This window comes from Myroides sp. LJL116, from assembly GCF_054871685.1.
Window position 1 is genome coordinate 91,890 of record NZ_JBTXLR010000003.1, and the last position, 22,449, is coordinate 114,338.

The window sequence follows — 22,449 nt, forward strand, 5'->3', positions numbered from 1 at the left end:
TTTAATTTAAAATTTTCTTCATTGTACTACTTTTGTTAACTGTCTCTAAGAACTCTAAAGTAGGATTACTATCTTTAGTAACCCCACAGCCTATATATAAATTTACAGTATCCTCTTTAATAGACATACAACGTAAATTGACATATAAATCTGTAGTAACTTTTTCTTTATAAAAATCTACATTTAACTCCCCTAAATATCCTGCGTAATATTCTCTATCATACCCCTCTTTATTTAAAAGAAAGTCAAGTGCTGGTTTCTTAGGTAAACCACATACTGCCGGTGTAGGATGTAAAGCTTCAATAATAGCTTTTAAATCCTTTTCTTTAAGTTGAGCCTCTATATCTGTACAAATATGCATTACTCTAGCTGCTTTCTTTGTATAAGGCGTAGAACTTTGTACCTGATTGGCAAAAGGGCGTAATGCCTCTATAATAAAATCCGTTACAAATTGCTGTTCTTGTTTTTCTTTCTCTGGCCATATAACCTGCTGCTGTCCTAAATTTACCTGTGTACCTGCTAAAGACATGGTATGTAGAGTACAATTATCAATAGATAATAGACTCTCTGGAGTAGCTCCACACCATAATCCTATTTCAGGATGGTACATTAAAGAACAAAACGCAGTAGGATAAGCTTTAGATAATCTTTTAAATAAATCACTTAAGCAGCCTACTTTAATTTGAACACTTTGTTTTCTTGATGGAACTACTTTTAAAAACTCTCCTTTTTTAATTGCCTCCACGCAAGCCTCTACTAAATTCTCAAAATTTAACTGACCTTGATCATGAAGTATAACATTATTTTTATTGTTGCCTAAATCTTGAGAGAAATCTAATTCTAATTCTTTTACAATTGATTTATTTAAAGGAATATAAAACCTTTGCCCTTTATGAAAAGGAGCAAATACAAAGCCACTTTCCTCAAATGTATGTACAGGGTAGATATGGTTGTTTTCTTGAAAAATCCCAATAGCTTTAGTAGAATTCGCCTTCTTATAGATTACAAAAGGTAAATTTTCTGCATATTGTTTTTCTAAAGATTCAAATAAATCCATATTATGCTTTATTCATTACAATATTAGTTATTTTACAAATAGAAATTAACTCATTATTATCATCGGTTATCCTTATCTCCCATAAATGTATAGTCCTTCCACGATGTAATAGTGTAGCCTTTCCAATTACTCTTCCAGCTCTTTTACTTTTAACATGGTTGGCCGAAATCTCAATACCCCTTACCTCTTGGGTGTTAGTATCAATTAACATTAGCGAAGCACCACTACCTAGACTTTCAGCAAGAGCTACACTTGCTCCTCCATGTAATAAGCCCATTGGTTGATGTACCTTGGAATTAACCGGCATAGTTGCAACTAAAAAATCTGGACCTGCATCTATAAATTCTATGCCTAGGGTCTGCATTAAAGTATCTTTCGAAATGTCTTTAAACATTTTTAAGGTTGCTTGCTTATCGAATTGTTTGTTTCTCATTTTGCTCATTCACTTGCAAAGTTATACTTCGGCAAATATAAAGCTCTTAATTTTAAAGTAAAATTAACTTTGATGTCTTAAATTATTTATAATTCTAGTGTTTTTTGGACTATGGTCAACTTTAAAGCTAGATAAATCACCGTGATTATAGGATTTTTTAGTAATTTTAGACCCTCGTAGAATAAAGTTACGAAAAATATAATTAGAAAGATAATGGAAGATATCCAACAAGAAGTTCATAATGCCTATCAAGTTATTAAAGATGGTGGTATCATTTTATATCCAACCGATACGATTTGGGGCATAGGCTGCGATGCTAATAATGCACAAGCAGTTAAAAAGATTTATGAATTAAAAAAACGAATGGAAACCAAAAGCATGATTGTTTTGGTAAACGGTGATCGATTAATGCATCGTATTTTCCCTCAAATTCCTGAGGTTGCCTGGGATATTATAGACTACAGTGAGAAACCAACTACTTTAGTTTTAGATAACCCACAACATGTTGCAAAAGAAGTTATTTCAAGTGACAATTCTTTAGGTGTTAGGATAATAAAAGATCCTTTTTGCTATAAGTTAATTGAAAGAATGAAATCTCCTTTAGTTTCTACCTCTGCTAATATTAGCGGTTATCCTTCTCCAAGAAACTTCTATGAAATTTCTTTAGATATTATTGAAGGTGTGGATTACATTGTAAAATTAAGACAAGAAGAAACTAAACCAGGAACACCTTCCACAGTTATTAAATTAAAACAAAACAATCAAGTAACAATACTTAGAAAATAAGTCCTTGGTATTTTACTTTATACACTATGAATAAGACCCCAATATATACACAAGCCCTAGAACATCCTATTTTTGAGATTGTTAGTCAAGCAGCTCGTAATTTAAAAGTAGATAGTTATGTTATTGGTGGGTTTGTTAGAGATTTTTTATTACAAAGAGATTCTAAAAAAGACATTGATATTGTTGCCATAGGCAGTGGTATAGAGCTAGCCTTAGAAGTTTCTCGCTTATTACCCAATCATCCAAAAGTACAAGTATTTAAAAACTACGGTACTGCTATGCTTAGGTATATGGATATTGATGTAGAGTTTGTAGGAGCTAGAAAAGAGTCTTATCATTTTGATAGTAGAAAACCTGTTGTAGAAGATGGTAGCCTACAAGATGATCAAAACAGAAGAGACTTTACAATAAATGCTCTAGCGCTTTCTTTGAACAAAGAAAACTTTGGACACTTATTAGATCCTTTTGATGGGCAAAAAGATTTAGAAAATAAGATAATTCGCACGCCTTTAGATCCTGATATCACTTATTCAGATGACCCATTGCGCATGATGAGAGCAATTCGCTTTGCCACTCAACTTAATTTCCGCATTGAAGAGGAATCTTTAGAAGCAATTACTAGAAATCATTCAAGGTTAGAAATTATTTCAGGCGAAAGAATTGTAGAGGAATTAAATAAGATATTACAAACTCCTACCCCATCTATAGGATTTTTATTATTATACAAAACTGGATTATTACATTTGATTCTACCAGAATTAGTTGCCTTAAATCAAGTAGAGGAAATTGAAGGACATACCCATAAAAATAACTTTTACCACACTTTAGAGGTAGTAGATAACATTAGTAGAAATACAGAAGACCTTTGGCTAAGATGGGCAGCTTTATTACACGATATTGGTAAGGCTCCAACTAAAAGATTTAGCAAAAGAAATGGATGGACCTTCCATGGACATGAGTTTTTAGGAGGTAAAATGGTTAAAACCATTTTCACTAGACTTCATATGCCTTTGAACCAAAAAATGAAATTCGTTCAAAAGATGGTAACCATGAGTTCAAGACCTGTGGTTCTTTCTCAAAAAGAAGTTACCGATTCAGCTGTTCGACGCCTAGTTTTTGATGCTGGAGAAAATGTAGAAGATTTAATGATTTTATGTGAGGCGGATATTACCACAAAGAATGCAAATAAATTCAAAAAATACCATAATAACTTTAAACTTGTTCGTGAAAAAATTGTTGAGGTAGAAGAAAGAGATCAAATTAGAAACTTTCAACCACCAATTAGCGGAGAAGAAATTATGGAAACTTTTGGCCTTGGACCTTGTAGAGAAATTGGCTCGATTAAAGAGTCGATTAAAGAAGCTATATTGGAAGGTGTTATCGCTAATGAATACGATGCAGCTTACCAATATATGGTATCTAAAGCTACCAAAATGGGTCTTGAAGTAGTTAATAAATAATAACATATAAAAATGAAGAAATATTTCTTATCTCTTTCAAAACTTTCTTTAGTATTAGTCTATCTAGTAATTTTTGCTGGTGCTGCGGTACGAATGACTGGTTCAGGAATGGGATGTCCGGATTGGCCGAAATGTTTTGGTTTTTATATTCCTCCTACTGAAATTGAAGAGATTCAATGGCAAAGTGATAGGGAATATGAAAAAGGACAAATGATTATTTACCAAGAGAGTCTGTATAAGGCAAAAACTAACCTTACTACAGGTAGCTCTATTGATATAGATAATTGGGAAAAATACACCAAACACGCTTATGCACAATTCAATGCACAACATACTTGGATTGAATACATCAATAGATTGTGTGGTGCCTTAGCAGGGTTTGCTTGTGTTGCAATGGCAGTTAGTTCCTTTGGCTATTGGAGAACTAAAAAATCCTTGGTTTTAGCCTCTTGGTTAGTTGTTTTTTTAATGGGCTTCCAAGCTTGGTTAGGAGCTACAGTAGTTTACTCAGAGCTCAATCCATTTAAGATTACTACTCATATGGTAATGGCCCTCGTGATTGTAGCATTGATAATAGCTATTATTAGAGGAGCTCAAAACAAAACAGAGATTAAAAAGTATGATGGTAAATTCAGATTCTTACTAACTATTGCACTTATTTGTACTTTAGTACAAGTAGTTTTAGGTACGCAAGTTCGCGAATTTATTGATGAACAGGTTCGCGCTGGGATAACTAACGAATACTTATGGTTAAACAATCCTAGAGTAGACTTTTTTATCCATAGAAGCTTCTCATTTTTAATCTTATTTATTAACTTTTATTTATTTTATTTAAATAGAAGATTAAGCCTAGGATTTAATAAAATGAATTGGGTACTAGTATTATTGACTTTAGAGGTAATATCAGGAGTACTTATGAGCTATTTCCACTTCCCTTTTGGAACGCAAGCAGCTCACTTAGTATTGGCTTCTTTATTATTCGGAGTACAATTCCAATTAGTTCTAGAGGCACGTAAATGTTACCACTGTGGTAAAAGTAACGAAAACTAACTATGCGAAAAATAGCAAGATAATTCCTTTCTTTACAGCTTAAACACTGTAAAATAGGTAGAATAAAAAAAGCTTTATTGACAATGTCAATAAAGCTTTTTTTATTCTGTACCTATGTATGTACTCTATTTAACTAGGATTAATCTGCTTTTATTACAAGACTCTCTACCGCAGGGTTTTTATCTAATATAAAATCTATTGTCTTTTCTACCACAAGGTTTAAATCACGCGACAATACTTTATTTAAATAAGGATGCTTTGCCCCAAAAACGTGATCTGCATCTTCTATTTTAATCAAACTTGAGCTAGTAATCCACAAATGTAAAAGGTCTGCTTCTTTAACATCTACAGCTTGATCTAAAGTACCATGAACTATTAAGGTAGGTTTCTTTAGATTTTGTGCAGCCTTTTGAATATTTAATGCTTCAAAATTGGTTTCAAAATCTTCCCAATATGTAAAATAATGGGGTAACTCTTGATTAGTACGTAGATTCTTAACATAGAAAACTCCTCTTTCTTTCCAAGAGTCAAAACGTTGTCTTTGCGGAAAGCGCTTTTTAAAATCCGCAACTCCTGCCCATATAATAACTTTAGTAACATCTGGATTATAACAGCCCTGTAAAACTACATTACCTCCTGCTCTACTATGACCTATAATACTGATATCTGTAGAATCCACTAGAGCATGGGTTTTATAAGCATTTATAACATCTTTTAGATCTTCTTGCTCTAAAGAATAGGTATTAGTTGCGAAAGCCTCTAAATCCACAAATTCGGTAGGATTTTCAATGGAAGTTCCATTTTTTGAGAAATTAAACTTTACCACAAAAGCACCTGCTTTTGCAATAGTATCCATGGCTATATGCCAAGCTCCCCAATCTTTAAAACCTTTATACCCATGTGCAAAGATAACCAAAGGCAAGTTCTTTTGACCTTTGGGATAAGTGAAATCACTAAGAATTTTACCTTGAGTCTTATCTATTACAAGACTCTGTTTTATTAATTCCATTTATTGAGTTTTTTAAGCTTTATGTGCTTCATTATTCTGGCCTATATTTTTTGAAAATATAGATAAACACACAAGATAAGGTTTTAAGGACAATAAAGCTTAAAAAACTCTTCTATAATGGTCTTTTTAATTATAAGGTAAATCTTGGTTGGAAAGAAGTTTGATGTACATTTTAGTATATAAAGGAACTGCTATACCTAAGGCATCTGCCTGTCTAACAATATATCCACCCATAGTATCTAATTCTGTAATTGTTTTATGCGCTAAAAAATCACTGTGCATAGAAGTAGTTGATCCAGCAGGATTATTATTAAAATTCTCCATAATGGTCTCTGCTAAGCCCTTAGGAATACTAATATTTAGCCCTTGTGCCACGCTTATAGCCTCTTGAAGAAGTTCTTTTATTTGCCCTGGGTATTTAGCTATAATTTCATTAAAACTTGCATTATAATAAGTAGTTGCCATTGCAGAAGCAGATACTAAAATGTATTTTTTCCAAATTTCAGTATTGATATTCTGGGTTAGAGTACAAAGAATTCCTGCCTTTTTAAAAAGCTGCTCTAATTTACCCATTCTAGGATCAGTTGCGTTTTGCAATCCAAAATAAATATACTGTTTCCCACTAGGGTTTTGTACTACACCAGGCTGGGATAAACGCGTTAAGATATAGGTACATCCCTGTAATACTAATGCATTTGGGAAAGCTAATTTTAACTCAATATAACTTTGGGTTCCGTTTAAAAGAGGAAGGATAACCGTATTTGGTCCTACCATAGGCTTTATTTGAAGGATAGCCTGTTGTAAATCATAGGTCTTAGTAGCTAAAATAATATAATCACTTACACCTATTTCCTTGGCATCATCACTAATTAAAGCTGGTTTAGCAATAATGGTTTTGTCAGCATCTTCTACCTTTAAACCTTGCTTTTTGATAGTCTGTAGATTTTGATTTCTAGACAAAAAACACACTTCTACATCTGAAGAGTTTTGGTAAGTATTGGCTAATAGTCCGCCATAGAATCCGCCTACTCCACCTAGGCCAACAATTGAGATTTTTATTTTTGTAGACATTTTTTTTTCTTTTAAAACTAATATACAAGATAGTGGTTTTTAAAGAAAAAAAGAAGACCTTTTTTAACAAAAAATCTTCTTTTTTTTAGGGTTAATTCCCCCAGTTTTCTAAAATTATTTTAAACAAAAATAAGGCGAATAACAAATACACTGTTAAGGTTATTTGTTTATATTCTTTGGAGAATAATTTAAATATAGTATAGCTTAAAATTCCAAACACAATCCCCTCTGCAATACTATAGGTGAAGGGCATGAAAATAATAGTTAAAAAAGCTGGAAGCCCATCACTAAAATTAGTGAAGTTTATATTACTCACACTTGAAATCATAAATAGTCCAACTACAATTAAAGCTGGAGCGGTAGCAGCTGGTGGAATAATCAAAAACACTGGGGCGAAAAACAAGGATAAAGCGAACATTAAAGCCACAGACACAGCTGTTAAGCCCGTACGACCACCACTTGCTACTCCTGAGGCACTTTCCACGTAAGAAGTTACCGAACTTGTTCCTAATACTGCTCCAAAAGTAGTACCAATAGCATCGGTAAAAAGCGCTTTTTTCATCTGAGGGAAGTTACCGTCTTTGTCTGCTATATTTGTTTTAGAAACAACACCTATCAAAGTACCAATAGTATCAAATAAGTTTACAAACAAAAAGGTAAAGACAATAATTACCATATCTAATGAAAGGATTTGATCCCATCCTTCTTTGGTAAACATTGGCTCTAAAGCTTTACCAAAAATAGGCTCAATCGAAGGTGGAATATCTACAATAGTAGAAGGCAAGTTTACATCTCCTAAAACAATACCCAATACTGTAGCACTTAAAATCCCAAACAAGATTGCCCCATTTATGTTGCGAATAAATAAAATACCGCTGATTATTAATCCAAAAAAAGCAATCCAAACCGAGTGATTGGAAAAGTCTCCAAGGCGTACTAATGTATTAGGATCACTAACTACTATTCCGGCACTTTTTAGACCAATTAAGGTAATAAACATACCAATTCCTACTGGAATAGCATCTTTTAATACCTTGGGAATGCTTTTGACAATTAACTCTCTTACATTGAAAAAAGTTAATAATAAGAATAATAAACCTTCAATAAAAACAGCCGTTAACGCAAATTGCCAGCTATACCCTAGGGTTAACACTACTGTATAGGTAAAAAAACTATTAAGGCCCATTCCTGGGGCTTGTGCAATAGGTAGTTTAGCGTACAATCCCATGAATAAAGTAGCAATTATTGCTGTTAGAGCGGTTGTGGTAAATAGTGCATTTTTATCCATACCTGCCTCCGATAAAATCATAGGGTTAACTACTAGAATATACGACATGGTCAAAAAAGTAATTACCCCTGCGAGGAACTCTTTTGAAATGGTGGTATTATTTTTCTTTAGGTCGAAATACTTTTCGAAAAATTCCTTCATTGTTGTGTTGTTATTTAAAAATGCAAAAGTACTAAAGTATTTTGCACCCTAGTCTATAGAAAGTTAAGAATTTCTTTATTAAAATGTTTAAATATTGCTAAAGTTGTCCTTTAGTAAAATGCTTATTACTTCTTTAAATAGTTTGAATTCTTTATCTTTGTTTCTTTGTGAAAAAATATGCATAATACTGAAGATACCATAGAAGTAATTGGAGCTAGAGTCCATAACTTAAAAAATATAGATGTTAGTATACCTCGAGAGAAACTTGTTGTTATAACAGGTCTATCTGGCTCTGGGAAATCTTCCTTAGCTTTTGATACTATATATGCCGAAGGGCAAAGAAGATATATTGAAACCTTCTCAGCTTACGCTAGACAATTTCTAGGGGGGTTAGAACGTCCAGATGTAGATAAAATTGATGGTTTATCTCCCGTGATTGCCATTGAACAAAAAACAACTAATAAATCACCGCGTTCCACCGTTGGGACCATTACGGAAATTTACGATTTTTTACGACTTTTATATGCTAGAGCATCGGATGCATATAGCTATAATACAGGAGAAAAAATGGTAAGCTACTCTGATGAGCAAATCCAAGATTTAATTGTCAAAGACTTCCAGGGAAAGAGGATTAATATCTTAGCTCCTGTGGTACGTTCAAGAAAGGGGCATTATAGAGAACTTTTTGAGCATATCGCCAAACAAGGCTTTTTAAAAGTACGAGTAGATGGAGAAATAAAAGATATTGTTTCTGGAATGAAGGTGGATCGTTACAAAAACCATGATATCGAAATAGTAATTGATCGTATTGCTGTAGATAATACCGAATTAACCCTTCAACGAATTGCACAAAGTATTAAAGTTGCAATGCATTATGGGGAGGATATTATCATGGTGATTGAACAAGACAACCCACAGGCAAGGTTTTTCTCTAGACATTTAATGTGTCCTACAACAGGTATTTCATATCCTAAACCAGAACCTAACAACTTTTCATTTAACTCTCCAAAAGGGGCTTGTGATAAATGTAATGGACTTGGTACAATTAATGAAATTAATATGTCCAAGATTATCCCTGATGATTCTATAAGCATTCAAAAAGGAGGTCTTGCTCCATTAGGAGAAATGAAAAAGACTTGGATCTTTACTCAGTTAGAAACCATAGGTCAAAAATATGGTTTTACTCTAAGTGACCCCATTTCTAAGATCTCTAAAGAGGCTATGGATATTATTTTATATGGTGGACAAGAGAGTTTTTCCGTTGTCAGTAAAGTTGCAGGGATTACTAAAAACTATAAAATTGATTTTGAAGGAGTTGTAAACTTTATACAAAACCAATATGATGAAAATGACAGTGCTACAATAAAAAGATGGGCTAAGGAATTTATGGATGAAATTATTTGTCCACAATGTGATGGTACCCGCTTAAAAAAAGAAGCACTATATTTTAAGATAGCTAAGAAAAATATAGGAGAATTAATTCAAATGGATGTAGCTACATTAATTGAATGGTTTTCCACTATTGAAACCAAACTAACTAAAAAGCAAAAGCAAATTGCCAATGAGGTTATAAAGGAAATTAAAACTAGATTAAACTTCTTACAAGACGTAGGTTTAACTTATTTATCTTTAAATAGAAGTTCTAGAACACTTTCCGGTGGTGAAGCCCAACGAATTCGCTTAGCCACCCAAATTGGATCCCAACTTGTAGGTGTTTTATATATTTTAGATGAACCTAGTATTGGATTACACCAAAGAGATAACGAACGCTTAATTAAGTCTTTAGAATCATTAAGAGATATTGGAAACTCAGTGCTTGTAGTAGAGCATGATAAAGATATGATTCAAAGAGCGGATTATGTGATTGATATAGGTCCTTTTGCTGGTAAAAATGGAGGACAGATTATTAGTAAAGGTACTCCAGAGGAGCTTTTAAAGGAAGACACTTTAACGGCTAAATACATTCATGGAGAATTAGAAATCCCTGTACCTAAAAAGAGAAGAAAAGGAAATGGTAAATTTTTATCCCTAGAAGGAGCAACAGGTAATAATCTGAAAAATGCTTCTATAGAGGTTCCTCTTGGTACTTTAACTTGTGTAACAGGAGTTTCAGGCTCAGGGAAGTCTACTTTAATTAATGGTACACTTTATCCTATTTTAAACACTCACTTTTTTAATGCAGTTGCCAAACCCCAACCTTATAAAAAAATAAGTGGTTTAGAAAACATTGATAAAGTTATTGCAATTGACCAAAGCCCTATTGGAAGAACCCCGCGTTCTAACCCTGCTACCTATACGGAGGTTTTCTCTGATATTAGAAGCTTATTTGCTCAAACTACAGAGGCCTCTATAAGAGGATATAAACCAGGTAGATTTAGCTTTAACGTAAAAGGTGGTCGTTGTGACTCTTGTGAAGGAAGTGGTGTAAGAACCATTGAAATGGGCTTTCTACCTGATGTATATGTAGAATGTGAAATTTGCCAAGGCAAGCGTTTTAACAGAGAAACTTTAGAAATTCGATATAAAGGAAAATCTATATCGGACATTTTAAATATGACTGTAGAAGAAGCTTGTGAGTTTTTTGAAAATATTCCAAAAATTTACCGTAAATTGAAAACGATAAATGAAGTTGGTTTAGGATATTTAACTTTAGGGCAGCAAAGTACTACCCTATCTGGTGGAGAAGCCCAAAGAATTAAGCTAGCTAGTGAATTGTCCAAAAAAGATACAGGAAATACTTTCTATATTTTGGATGAGCCTACAACTGGTTTACACTTTGAAGATATCAGAGTACTGATGGAAGTTATCACTAAACTAGTAGAAAAAGGAAATACCGTCTTAATTATTGAACATAATTTAGATGTAATTAAATTAGCCGACTACATTATTGATGTTGGACCAGAAGGTGGTAAAAATGGCGGACAAATCGTAGCTAGTGGAACACCGGAGCAAATCATCAAAAATAAAGATAGCTTTACAGGGTATTTTCTTGAAAAGGAATTAAAAAAGAATTAAATTATGAAAGAAACTTTTGAAAATGACGATGCGAAGATTAAAGAAAAATTCAAACAAAAAACCTGGGCAGAAATTAAAATAAATGATTCTTGGGCTATTTTTAAAATAATGTCTGAGTTTGTTAATGGATACGAGAAAATAGGACGTTTAGGTCCTTGTGTTTCTATTTTTGGTTCAGCAAGAACAAAAACAGATGATCCATACTATAAATTAACTGAAGAGATAGCATATAAAATAAGCAAAGCAGGTTATGGTGTTATTACCGGTGGAGGACCTGGTATTATGGAGGCAGGAAATAAAGGAGCTCATTTAGGACAAGGTGTCTCGGTGGGTTTAAATATTGACCTTCCATTTGAACAGCACTTTAACCCTTATATTGACGCTGATAAAAACTTAGAGTTTGACTACTTTTTCGTAAGAAAAGTAATGTTTGTTAAATACTCTCAAGGTTTTGTTGTAATGCCTGGAGGATTTGGAACTCTTGACGAACTTTTTGAGGCTATTACCTTAATTCAGACCAAGAAAATTGCCAAATTTCCAATTATCTTAGTTGGTACAGAATTTTGGAGTGGTTTAATGGACTGGATCAAAACTACTTTATTGCACGGACACAATAATATCTCAGAGAAAGACTTAGATTTAATTAAAATCGTAGATTCAGCAGACGAAGTTGTAGAAGTTATTGATACTTTCTATAAGAAGTATAGCTTACAGCCGAATTTCTAATTATTGTATTTCCACATGTATTGTTTTTTATAAATAAAAACCGCAAAAAGAATATTCTTTTTGCGGTTTCTTTTTTTAAAACGATAATTACAGAATAAAAAAAAGTTCTACGTTATGTAGAACTTTTCTTATATATTATTGATTTAATACTTCTTGTACTTTTTCAGCTAACGCTGGTCCTCTAAGGTTCTGAGCAATAATCACTCCGTTTCCATCGATTAAGTAATTAGCAGGGATTCCCTCAATTCCGTAATCTGCAACAATTGGATCTTCCCAGAATAAAAGGTTAGAAACTTGTGTCCATGTTAATTGATCTTTCTCAATAGCATTTAACCATGCATCTTGTGTTTTATCTAATGAATATCCTATGATATCAAAACCTTGGTCTTTAAATTGGTTGTAAGTTCTTACTACATTAGGATTCTCTTGACGACAAGGTCCACACCAAGCAGCCCAAACATCTACCAATATTAATTTTTTACCATTAGTAAACTGCTCTAGAGTAATTTCTTCTCCTGTTGGAGTTTGAGCTTTAAAGTTTGGTAACTTTTGACCTACTTGTAATCCTTTTGAAGATTTTTCTTTAGCTTGATCTAATATTTTCTTTGTTTTTTGACCTACTTTAGAGCTTTTAATATTTTCAGGGAAAGCATTAAATGTTTCTAATGTAGCATCGATGTCTTTAGAAGGATCACTAGCATCTTGAGCAAGTAAGATCATTGTAATAGGAGACTGCGGATTATTAGCTTTAAAATCTGTAATAGTAGAATTCATATCTTCCATTAACTGATTTTGTTGTTTATCTAACTCCTGTAATTCTTGCATAGCACTTGGATCTTCACTTTGTGACAAAGTCATCAGCTTCATTCCATTTTCAGTACTAAAGTTCATTATTGCCTCCACTTTTGGATTTACAGCATTTTGAAAATCTTGTACTTGGGTATTACTTTTTGTCCCCCCAACAACGTTAAGTTTTGGATCAGCAGGATTCATTGATATAGTGATTTGCCCCGGTTCCCCAATAAAGAATACTCCAATATTTTGTTGGTTTTCTACTCTTAAGTAAGCCTCTTCAATATCTGTAAATGGATTCTCGATGCTCAATTTTCCATCTTTTACTACTCCACTTGCAACTACTACTGGTTCAGGTGTTCCTTCTACCATAGTAATAACCTCAATCTTTTTGTCATTTAAAGAATCATCTGAGGATTTTATCTCTATAGTATTACTTTTAGAACAGCTAAAAAGTGCAATACAAGAGATTAATAAAATACTAACTTTTTTCATTTGTTTTTTTGTTTAGTTTATTAAAAACATTTTAATCTTTTTCTAAAACTACCCTATTAGACTTTAGTAATAGTGTAGTTTTAAAAACATTTTAATTAGCTAAAATAATGAATTAAAAATAATTTCATCGTTTTTTCACAAAACATTCACCTACTCTTTAATAAAAAGAAATTCATTTTCTAATAATATCCTTAAAAACAGCTAAAGAGCAGAAGTTTTATAGACAAACAACTGCTCTTTTACGTTAACTTAACTAATCTATTGCTAATTTTTATTCTAACCAAAGTTTAAAATCACTTACTTTCTCCCTACTTACCACGAGGTCCTCACTTTGAAAGTGCTGCAAATTTATTTTTAAACGAGAATTAGAATAACTATATATATCGGAAATACTCTTTATGTTGACGATATATTTACGATTGATTCGGAAAAAACTTTTGGGATCCAGGTTTTTTTCCACCACTTCTAGTGACTGATCTAAAAGATAGTCTCTTCCCTCTACAGTTTTAATATAGGTAGCTTTATTTTCACTAAAAAAACAACTTATCTGCTCTAATTCGACAACTTTGATCTGTTGGCCTATTTTAACCGAGAACCTTTCTTTGTACGATGAACCTCCTGCTTTATTCATTAATTGTTGGAAGACTTGTAATTGCTCACTTAAGTCTAATATAGGAGAGGAATTAGATATAAATTTATTCAAAGCAAAACTAAGTTCACTTTGCCCGATTGGTTTAAGTAAATAGTCAATACTATTTAATTTAAAAGCTTTTAAAGCATACTGATCATAAGCAGTAGTAAAAATGATAGCGCTATTGACATGTACGTGTTCAAAAATCTCAAAGGATAATCCATCACTTAATTGAATATCTAAAAAAATTAAGTCAGGATGGGTATTATTAGTAAAATAGTCGATAGATTCCTCTACAGTGGATAAATACGTATCTACTTGATACCCCATAGCCTTTAGCTTTCTATCTAAGGATCGAGCAGCTGGCTTCTCATCTTCAATTATTACAATTCGTTTTATTTGCATGACATACTAATTTTACTCTTTATTACCTTTGCTTTGGTTCTCTTTAATGTATTGATCGATTTGCTTCTCCTCCCAGTTATCACCTAAAAAGAAAGAATAATTATTGACTTTCATAAACTGAGCCACAAGAATAATAGCCCAAAAGAACATAACTATCAAGCTCCATAAAAATTCAGGAGAAGTTAATAGGTTTAATCCTACTAAGAACAAGTTTGTCATAATAAACACAGTTAGATGACTGTAAAATGCCTTTATCTTTTCAACCTTTTTCTTTGCTTCTAGAATTAATTCTGGTTCGGTTTTTTCTTGATCAATAATTTTCATTTGCTCATAGACTTTAGTTAAAATTGGAATACTCACAGTGAAGAACTCCTCGTTTTGCTCTACCTTCACGGGTTTAGAACTTAAATAACTATATCTTCTTTTAATATTATCTAATCCTATTCCTTGTCTTTGCTCTAGAATTTTCTTCTTATTTAGATTGTTCTCCACCACTAAATAACCATTACTCTTTTCCATTATACGGATAGTAATAGGCTCTTGTTCTGTAGCTTTATTATGCTTAATGGCATTTTCTAAAAGTAATTGTAAAGATAAAGGCACAACTTTAGCTCCTTGTTGTTCAATGTTTTGCGGCAATTCAAAAATAAGGGTGTCTTCAAACCTCATTTGCAATAGATCAATATAGACTTTAGCAAACTCCAATTCTTGTTCTAAAGGAACCAAATCCTTATCCTTTTGTTCTAATATATAACGATAAGTCTTTGATAGAGAATGAGTGAATTCCACTGCCTTATCTTGATCCTCCTCTATAAGAGAGCTTAATACATTTAGGCTATTAAATAAAAAGTGCGGATCTAGCTGGTTTTTAAGGCTCTCATATTGAGCAGATACATTAACAACTATTTCTTTTTGCTTTTCTACCTTTTGTATACTCGATAGATTGTTCAAACTCACATAAATGTATAAAGCATAAAGCAAAGACAAAGAGAAGCTAAAGTTGAAAATAGGTCCGAAAAAATTATTCCCAACATTATTCCAGCTTGCATACCCGAAAACATATAAATCAAAAAGCTTTAGAAAACTAGAGAGAATAAATATTAGAAAAAAATTAGCTAAGCTAATTACTAGAGTTGCCAAAACAATATTTGTCCTATCTTTTTGGATATATTGTACAACCTCTTGCTTATATTTTTTAGCCACTAATAGGTTTACAGTTAACAAAATACAAATGTAATAGCTAATGTATCCAAAAAATAAAAATAGGTTTAAGTCTACTAATTTTAATATCTTCTTAAAAAAGATATAAAGAATTAGCATGATAATCAATAGATTAACTATTAGCGTTTTGGTTTTCATGTTGCTGTTCATGGTTCTGATCTATATTTTCTTTGTTAAGTATACTTTGTGTCAATTCGATATTTGGGACGTTCCAAATCTGTTCCACTAATGTAAAGCCTAGTTCACATAAGTTAATTGCTATAATTAGGATAATTTTCATAATAGTTGGATTTTGATTAGTACAAATTTGCATCGTTTTTAGTTGTCAAAAAAAAAGGAAGTACCCAATTGTCGAATAAGCATACCCAATTGTACTTTTTGCCTTTTTTAGTTATACTTAACACTATTATCACCACTTGACTATCCAACAAAAATCCCTACTTACCTTAAAAATAAGGACATAACACAAAATGAAAAATAAATCCAACATTATACTTTAACTAAGCTATAACAAATCGATGCAATGTACATTATACTACCTTGACAAACAAAATTAGTCTGTATAAAAACAGACCAGCATCTAGTTATATTTTAAGGATTTGACTGACAAAAAAAAGCCTTAAAAAACTGATGCTCAATCCTTTTAAACCACTAAATAAAAAAGCCCATAAAAACCACTGTAAATATTGTCTTTAAACAAATAATAAGTTTAAATTTGCGGTTTAATCGAGACAATAATATGGTATATAAATTCAGAGTAATCCTTGATACAGAAGAAGATATCTTTAGAGATATAGCAATTTTAGAAGAGGATACATTAGAAGATTTTCACAATGCTATTGTTAATGCATTTGGATTTGATGGTATGGAAGCAGCGTCTTTCTACCTTTGTGATGACCAGTGGGAACAAGCTGATCAGGAAATTTCCCTATTTGACATGGGAGATGATGATGCTTCTTTATCTATGGCTTCCACTAAGATTAACCAAGTTTTAGACAAAGAACAAACTAAAATCATCTATGTATATGATTTTATGAACATGTGGACTTTCTTTGTAGAATTAGGAGCTATTGAGCAAGAGGAGCCATCGGGAGTATATCCAGATTTACTTTTCTCTCATGGAGAATTACCAGATTCCATGCCAGCTAAAAACTTTACAACAGACCCTATGTCTTCTGATGATATCTATGGAGACTATGAAGATGACTTAGATTCAGATGATTATGATATCTTTGATGGAGATGATAGTTTTGAAGATTTTGACTATCCAGAAGATAACTGGAACTAATAGTTGAAATTCAATAATTTTAATTCATAAAAGGCCTTGGCCTTATTTTTACGAGTATTGCTATGATTAATTTATTTAATGCCCATATTGAAACCCTTTCTATCCACCGTGTAGGTAATAAAAGTAGAAATGAAGCCTACTTCCTATCACAGGATCCTTACAAATTAAATGATGAAATTGCTCCTTTATTAAAAGAGTATTTCTTCAAACCATTTCGTGAGAAGGAAGAGAATTACTACCAATTTGCTCATGATGTTGATTTAGAGTTTAACGAAATGCACAATTTAGTAGAGCAAGTATTTAATGCTCCATCTACTGAGAATATGCATGAAGTTTCAAAAAAGATCACTAAGCATTTATTTGAGCAATCTAACCATCCACACATTAAAAATGGAGAGGTTTACGTTTGTTACTTTACAAATGTATCCATTGATAATAATGTTGTTGATGCTATTGGGGTATTTAAAAGTGAAATCAAAACAGACTTTTTACAATTTCAAGAAAACAGCACTAACTTAGAAATGATCCTACAACAAGGGATTAACTTAAATAAGTTAGATAAAGGATGTATCATCTTTAATTACAAAAAAGAAGAAGGTTATAAAATTCTAACCGTAGATAGCAACAAATACGATGCTCGTTATTGGTTAGAACACTTCCTATCTGTGGATATCTTCCAAGATGAGGCCTTTATGACAAAGAAGTACTTGAAATTCTGTCAAGACTTTGCTAAAGAAGTAGTTTTACCTGCAGAGGACAAGAAAGAAGAAGTAATGTTTATGAATCGTTCTGTAAACTACTTTGCAAAAAATGACGAGTTTGAAGAAACTAATTTCTTAAACGAAGTAATTGACAATCCTGACTTAATTAGCGAGTTTAAAAACTATAAAGTAGACAAAGGAGAGAAATACTCTATTGAAGATACCACCTCCTTCCCTATTGCTAATAATGCAGTTTCTGATGCAAGAAAAAAGATCAAAAATGTTATTAACTTGGATACTAATATTCAAATTAAACTAGATTTTATCAATCCTGATAGTGCAGACAAATTTGTTGAAAAAGGTTGGGATGAAGAAAAGCAAATGTATTATTACTTAGTATACTTTAATAAAGAACAAAAATCTTAATAACCAAGGCTATTTTTTTAAAAAAGAATAGCCTTTTTTAATACTTAAATCATGAGAGAATTTCCCTATATCTTACTATCTGAAAATGGCTTCAATGGACAAAGTAAGGATACTGTTGCTTCAAATATTTCTGTCATTAATTTCTTACGTGAAAACCAAGTAGATGACAACGAGCTACATCCAGATGCTTTTGCTAGTTATTGCGTAGACTTCTTTTACACTATCTTACAAAATGAAGGTTTAGCAAGTTTTGTACATCAAACAAAATGGGATCAAGATTTAATAGAGATTATTCACAGTGGACTTGTTGCCATGCAGAATAGTGAATATTTAGATTATTTTGAAAAACAGCAAAGAAGAATAAAAGCTTTTAGCAAAATCAAACTTGCTAAGTTTTTAGAAAAACCATACCAAAGCGACAAGGAAGTAATAGCCTTACTTAATGATGATTCTTTCAAAAGCTTTGAGACAGATTTAGTACAAAGTAATGCACTTTGGCTAAAGGCTCATCCAGATGTACATGTAGCTTCTGTAGAGCAGATGCAAGAGTGTATTTCTGAATTTTTACAATAAAAAAAAAGGGTTAATAGATATTTCTATTAACCCTAAAAAACAATTATATATTACATTAATCAAAGTCTATGGAAGAAATTTTTAAGATGTTACCTTTCTTTTCTAGGTAAATCTTTTCAACAACACTTTTCTTCTCGTAATTTACTTCATATTCGAAAACGAAATCTTTAGTTTTCTCTTTTTTATTACTGTCGGTTTGGTCCCATTTCTTTAAATTAAAAGACTTAATAGGTCCATTTTGATCTTGTCGGTCTTTAATAGCGCTCACAAGCTGATTTTTCTGTTGTTCGTTAAAATCATCCGCGCTTAGTAAACTAGGAATAGAATCAAATTGACTTTTACTTAAATGGTAATAGTACCATCCTGTTAAAGACTCTCCAGCCTTTTGATCTCCTAAAATTTTACTGTTCTTATTATCTTTACATCCTAGCAAGGCTAAAGAGGCGATTAATAGTGTTAGAATTTTTCTCATAAACAAAATATTTAAATTTAGGGTTATAGTACTAACGAAATCTCTCCCATATGCTATAGAAGAAGTCTACTAAATTTAAGATAAATTTATGAATAATACAAGTTTATTTATTTTTTATAAACATATGTGTAAATCCAAGTAAGAGTAAAAGTTGGGATAAGATCCAATCCTGGGCTTATCTCTTCTATAAAGTTAACTATAGCCCCCACCTTCCCTACCTTACCAGGATACATTCTAGCTAGTAAATAGGAAGAAATAGGCGCCCAAATAAGATCGGAAAACTCTCCTAAAGCTGGTATGCTATAGCTTAAGTATCCTATTAAATCTAGTACGACACTAAAAAAAAGTTGTCTATATTTTATTCTATTTGGGCCAATCATCCCTTTCTATTTTAATTTTGAAGCATATTTAACTAAGAATTTTTCTATTTTAGGTTTAACTACCATCTGGCAATATGGATTCTCTCCCCCTTTTAATTCAAAGTAATTTTTATGGTAATCTTCTGCAACGTAAAAAACAGATGCAGGACTTAATTTTGTGACAATAGGATCAGGGAAAACTTTTTCCTGTTCTAAAATAGAAATATATTCCTTGGCAATCTTCTTTTGTTCCTCTGTGGTATAAAATATCTCACTTCTGTATTGGGTACCTATATCTTCTCCTTGTCTATTTAAAGTAGTTGGATTATGAGTGGCAAAAAACACTTCCAATAATTGGGTATAATTTATTTCACTTGGATTATATTTGATCTCTACTGCCTCAGCATGCCCAGTATCTCCCTGACACACTTGCTCGTAGGTTGGATTAGCGATACTTCCTGCAGTATACCCAGGTAGAATCTCATATACTCCTTTTAAATGCTTAAAAATAGCTTCTGTACACCAAAAGCATCCTCCTGCGAAAATAGCAGTTTGTAAATTATCTGTATTCATTGATTTTAAAGTTCTAGGTTAAATTTATATACTAGGTAAAGTTACTCATTTTAATAGATAAATAGTTTACCAATAAGGTCTTTTATCAATATTAAAATCGTTTCTTTGTGATAATAAACGGAAATTACAAATGATAAAAGCAGTAAATATTCATAAAAAATACCAGGATTTAGAAGTTCTAAAAGGAGTTGATTTACATATTAAAAAAGGTGAAGTTGTTTCCATAGTTGGGGCAAGTGGAGCTGGAAAAACTACTTTGCTTCAAATTCTAGGAACTTTGGACCGTCCTGAAAGGGAAACAAACAGTTCCTTAACAATAAACAATGTGGATGTATTACAGTTAAATGATAAAGAACTCTCTAAATTTAGAAACTTAAACTTAGGATTTATTTTTCAATTTCATCAGTTATTACCTGAATTTACCGCCCTTGAGAATGTTTGTTTACCTGGATTAATTGCAGGTAAATCTCAAAGTGAAGTGGTTAAAGATGCCAAAGAACTATTAAGTTTTCTATCCTTAACACACCGAAAAAACCACTTTCCTTCTGAATTATCTGGAGGTGAGCAGCAAAGAGTAGCAGTTGCAAGAGCCCTAATCAATAAACCTGAGGTTATTTTTGCAGATGAGCCTTCTGGAAATTTAGATACTACTACTGCACAAAATCTACATGAGTTATTTTTCCAATTAAGAGATAAACTTGGGCAAACCTTTGTTATTGTCACTCACAATGAGCAATTAGCTAATATGGCTGATCGCAAATTAGTAATGAAAGATGGTAAATTATTAGTGTAAACAAGTACGAATGACAAAACTAGAGTTAAAAGATTTTTTAGATCAAAAAGCGGAGCTTTTTAATACTCCTGATTTCATACAAGATGATCCCATTGGTATTGCCCATGGATTTACCTTAAAGGAAGATATTGAGATAGCAGGGTTTTTAAGTGCGACCATAGCTTGGGGTAATCGTAAAATGATTATTAAAAATGCCCAAAGAATAATGGATATTATGGGCAACTCTCCTTATGACTTTATAATGAGCCATACAAAGGAAAATCTTGAGGATGTACCCGATTTTGTTCACAGGACTTTTAATAAAGAAGACTTAAAAACTTTCTTTAGAGCCTTGCAACACATCTATACTACTAAAGGCGGATTAGAAGGTGTATTTAGTCAACATCCAGAGGATCTTCAACTTAGTATTTCTGAATTTAAGAAGATCTTTTTTGAAATCGAACATTTGCCTAGAACGCAAAAACACATTTCTGATCCAATGAAAAATTCTGCTGCTAAACGCATCAATATGTTTTTAAGATGGATGGTTCGAACCGATAATAACGGGGTAGATTTTGGCTTATGGCAAAGTATATCACCTGCTAATCTTTCCTGTCCCTTAGATGTACATTCTGGAAATGTAGCGCGTAAACTTGGTTTATTACATCGAAAAGTAAACGATGCAAAAGCCTTAAGTGAATTAGATGCTGCATTAAGAGAACTGGACCCATTAGATCCAGTTCGATATGATTTTGCTCTATTTGGTCTTGGAGCTATAGAGAAATTCTAATACTCCATTTCCTGATAATTTAAGGCAATTTGATCGTAATAAATTGCCTTAACTATACCATCAGAAACTCCAATTTTTGGAACGTAAATATGTTTGGCTCCACTCCATTTCATCGCATTTCTGTAAATTCTTAAAGCAGGTATAATAACATCGGCTCTATCCGGGTTAAGACCCAAATTAGCAATCCTTTGCTCATAAGACATCTCTCCAAGGAGATTAAATTGTTGATTTAAATAACTATAAGTAAGTGGTTTTTGCTGTAGTTTTCCAGATAGCTTAAATATCTTATTGATGTTACCACCTGAACCCACAACAGTGATTTGCTCTAGATCTTTTACTTGATCTTTGATCCACTTTTCCATATCCATCCATACTTGATGGGTTACCATATCATTAATAAGTCGTACTGTACCATTAGTAAAAGACTCAGATGCTACTAATTGGCCGTGATTAAATAGGGTTAATTCTGTACTTCCCCCACCTACATCCACATACATAACTGGTTTATCACTGTTTATAAAATACTTTAAATCGGAGGCAGCAATAATCATGGCTTCTTTTTTACCATCGATTACACTAATTCTAATGTTGGATTCTTTGTAAATGTGGTCAACGATTTCCTGTCCATTTTCCGATTCTCTCATTGCACTAGTAGCACAAGCCATAAACCTTTCTACTTTATTTACCTTCATTAGTAAATAAAAGGCTTTCATGGCATCTGTCATACGCGTTTTTGATTCTTCACTTATCACTCCTTTAGTAAAGGCATCTTGTCCTAAACGAATAGGTACCCTAACTAGCGAGCTTTTATTAAAAAGAGTTGGTTTGCCTTTCTCTTCTATAATATTTACGATAAGTAAACGCATGGCGTTGGAGCCTATATCAATGGCTGCAAACTTTCTTATTTTAAGCATA

At 32.3% G+C, this 22,449-nt stretch carries 23 protein-coding genes; 10 read left to right on the forward strand and 13 right to left on the reverse strand.

The window, feature by feature from the left end; translation table 11 throughout:
• Position 1 precedes the first annotated feature (1 nt).
• Both ACYSNM_RS03820 and ACYSNM_RS03825 read right to left on the reverse strand, forming a co-directional pair.
• Entirely contained in the window at positions 2–1,057 is a 1,056-nt protein-coding gene (locus ACYSNM_RS03820; protein ID WP_461755687.1) for a chorismate-binding protein, read from the reverse strand.
• Between the two features lies 1 nt (position 1,058).
• On the reverse strand, positions 1,059–1,499 hold the full coding sequence (locus ACYSNM_RS03825) for a PaaI family thioesterase (protein WP_461755688.1): 441 nt from the start codon (positions 1,497–1,499) through the stop codon (positions 1,059–1,061).
• A gap of 204 nt (positions 1,500–1,703) precedes the next feature.
• Here ACYSNM_RS03825 and ACYSNM_RS03830 point away from each other — a divergent pair, with 204 nt between their 5' ends.
• Genes ACYSNM_RS03830 through ACYSNM_RS03840 form a run of 3 tightly spaced genes read left to right on the forward strand, consistent with a single transcriptional unit; the run spans position 1,704 to position 4,786 of the window.
• Positions 1,704–2,276, forward strand: coding sequence for an L-threonylcarbamoyladenylate synthase (locus ACYSNM_RS03830; RefSeq protein WP_461755689.1), 573 nt, complete (start codon positions 1,704–1,706; stop codon positions 2,274–2,276).
• A 26-nt stretch (positions 2,277–2,302) separates the two neighbouring features.
• Positions 2,303–3,736 (forward strand): CCA tRNA nucleotidyltransferase, encoded by a 1,434-nt coding sequence (locus tag ACYSNM_RS03835; RefSeq protein ID WP_461755690.1) that lies wholly within the window; start codon positions 2,303–2,305, stop codon positions 3,734–3,736.
• A 12-nt stretch (positions 3,737–3,748) separates the two neighbouring features.
• Entirely contained in the window at positions 3,749–4,786 is a 1,038-nt protein-coding gene (locus tag ACYSNM_RS03840; protein ID WP_461755691.1) for a COX15/CtaA family protein, read from the forward strand.
• A gap of 139 nt (positions 4,787–4,925) precedes the next feature.
• Here ACYSNM_RS03840 and ACYSNM_RS03845 read toward each other — a convergent pair whose 3' ends face one another.
• From ACYSNM_RS03845 to ACYSNM_RS03855, 3 genes are all read right to left on the reverse strand, one after another.
• Positions 4,926–5,795 carry an alpha/beta hydrolase family protein gene (locus tag ACYSNM_RS03845; protein ID WP_461755692.1) on the reverse strand — a complete coding sequence of 290 codons (870 nt, stop codon included), beginning with the start codon at positions 5,793–5,795 and terminating at the stop codon, positions 4,926–4,928.
• A 126-nt stretch (positions 5,796–5,921) separates the two neighbouring features.
• Positions 5,922–6,866, reverse strand: a complete 945-nt coding sequence (locus tag ACYSNM_RS03850; RefSeq protein ID WP_461755693.1) for a ketopantoate reductase family protein — start codon at positions 6,864–6,866, stop codon at positions 5,922–5,924.
• 91 nt (positions 6,867–6,957) lie between these two features.
• Positions 6,958–8,295, reverse strand: a complete 1,338-nt coding sequence (locus ACYSNM_RS03855) for an NCS2 family permease (RefSeq protein WP_461755694.1) — start codon at positions 8,293–8,295, stop codon at positions 6,958–6,960.
• 177 nt (positions 8,296–8,472) lie between these two features.
• Between ACYSNM_RS03855 and uvrA the strand changes: the two genes are divergently transcribed.
• Together uvrA and ACYSNM_RS03865 are read left to right on the forward strand one after the other, a co-directional pair.
• Positions 8,473–11,310 (forward strand): excinuclease ABC subunit UvrA, encoded by a 2,838-nt coding sequence (gene uvrA, locus ACYSNM_RS03860; RefSeq protein WP_461755695.1) that lies wholly within the window; start codon positions 8,473–8,475, stop codon positions 11,308–11,310.
• A 3-nt stretch (positions 11,311–11,313) separates the two neighbouring features.
• Positions 11,314–12,036, forward strand: a complete 723-nt coding sequence (locus tag ACYSNM_RS03865) for an LOG family protein (RefSeq protein WP_461755696.1) — start codon at positions 11,314–11,316, stop codon at positions 12,034–12,036.
• A gap of 135 nt (positions 12,037–12,171) precedes the next feature.
• On the opposite strand, the gene ACYSNM_RS03870 is transcribed toward ACYSNM_RS03865, so the two are convergent.
• The 4 genes from ACYSNM_RS03870 to ACYSNM_RS03885 form a co-directional block, all read right to left on the reverse strand.
• Positions 12,172–13,323: a redoxin domain-containing protein gene (locus ACYSNM_RS03870; RefSeq protein WP_461755697.1), complete on the reverse strand. Its 1,152-nt coding sequence runs from the start codon at positions 13,321–13,323 to the stop codon at positions 12,172–12,174.
• A 271-nt stretch (positions 13,324–13,594) separates the two neighbouring features.
• Entirely contained in the window at positions 13,595–14,359 is a 765-nt protein-coding gene (locus ACYSNM_RS03875) for a LytR/AlgR family response regulator transcription factor (protein WP_461755698.1), read from the reverse strand.
• Between the two features lie 12 nt (positions 14,360–14,371).
• The gene (locus tag ACYSNM_RS03880) at positions 14,372–15,562 is read right to left on the reverse strand and encodes a histidine kinase (RefSeq protein WP_461755699.1); all 1,191 of its coding nucleotides are present in this window, start codon (positions 15,560–15,562) and stop codon (positions 14,372–14,374) included.
• A 130-nt stretch (positions 15,563–15,692) separates the two neighbouring features.
• A complete protein-coding gene (locus ACYSNM_RS03885) occupies positions 15,693–15,860 on the reverse strand; it encodes a hypothetical protein (RefSeq protein ID WP_461755700.1) in 168 nt (55 codons plus the stop codon).
• 459 nt (positions 15,861–16,319) lie between these two features.
• Here ACYSNM_RS03885 and ACYSNM_RS03890 point away from each other — a divergent pair, with 459 nt between their 5' ends.
• The 3 genes from ACYSNM_RS03890 to ACYSNM_RS03900 all read left to right on the forward strand — a co-directional run bounded on the left by ACYSNM_RS03890 (position 16,320) and on the right by ACYSNM_RS03900 (position 18,568).
• Entirely contained in the window at positions 16,320–16,868 is a 549-nt protein-coding gene (locus ACYSNM_RS03890; protein WP_461755701.1) for an IS1096 element passenger TnpR family protein, read from the forward strand.
• A gap of 62 nt (positions 16,869–16,930) precedes the next feature.
• The gene (locus ACYSNM_RS03895) at positions 16,931–17,995 is read left to right on the forward strand and encodes a nucleoid-associated protein (protein ID WP_461755702.1); all 1,065 of its coding nucleotides are present in this window, start codon (positions 16,931–16,933) and stop codon (positions 17,993–17,995) included.
• A 51-nt stretch (positions 17,996–18,046) separates the two neighbouring features.
• Positions 18,047–18,568, forward strand: a complete 522-nt coding sequence (locus ACYSNM_RS03900; RefSeq protein ID WP_461755703.1) for a DMP19 family protein — start codon at positions 18,047–18,049, stop codon at positions 18,566–18,568.
• Between the two features lie 55 nt (positions 18,569–18,623).
• Here the strand turns inward: ACYSNM_RS03900 and ACYSNM_RS03905 are convergent, their stop codons facing one another.
• The 3 genes from ACYSNM_RS03905 to msrA all read right to left on the reverse strand — a co-directional run bounded on the left by ACYSNM_RS03905 (position 18,624) and on the right by msrA (position 19,972).
• Entirely contained in the window at positions 18,624–19,040 is a 417-nt protein-coding gene (locus ACYSNM_RS03905; protein WP_461754602.1) for a hypothetical protein, read from the reverse strand.
• A gap of 107 nt (positions 19,041–19,147) precedes the next feature.
• Entirely contained in the window at positions 19,148–19,420 is a 273-nt protein-coding gene (locus tag ACYSNM_RS03910) for a hypothetical protein (protein WP_461755704.1), read from the reverse strand.
• A gap of 6 nt (positions 19,421–19,426) precedes the next feature.
• Positions 19,427–19,972, reverse strand: coding sequence for a peptide-methionine (S)-S-oxide reductase MsrA (gene msrA / locus ACYSNM_RS03915; protein ID WP_461755705.1), 546 nt, complete (start codon positions 19,970–19,972; stop codon positions 19,427–19,429).
• 130 nt (positions 19,973–20,102) lie between these two features.
• Between msrA and ACYSNM_RS03920 the strand changes: the two genes are divergently transcribed.
• Both ACYSNM_RS03920 and ACYSNM_RS03925 read left to right on the forward strand, forming a co-directional pair.
• Complete coding sequence (locus ACYSNM_RS03920; RefSeq protein ID WP_461755706.1) at positions 20,103–20,765, forward strand: ABC transporter ATP-binding protein; 663 nt, start codon at positions 20,103–20,105, stop codon at positions 20,763–20,765.
• Between the two features lie 10 nt (positions 20,766–20,775).
• Complete coding sequence (locus ACYSNM_RS03925; RefSeq protein ID WP_461755707.1) at positions 20,776–21,534, forward strand: TIGR02757 family protein; 759 nt, start codon at positions 20,776–20,778, stop codon at positions 21,532–21,534.
• Here the strand turns inward: ACYSNM_RS03925 and ACYSNM_RS03930 are convergent.
• On the reverse strand, positions 21,531–22,448 hold the full coding sequence (locus tag ACYSNM_RS03930; RefSeq protein WP_461755708.1) for a Ppx/GppA phosphatase family protein: 918 nt from the start codon (positions 22,446–22,448) through the stop codon (positions 21,531–21,533). The genes ACYSNM_RS03925 and ACYSNM_RS03930 overlap by 4 nt on opposite strands.
• Position 22,449: the final 1 nt, after the last annotated feature.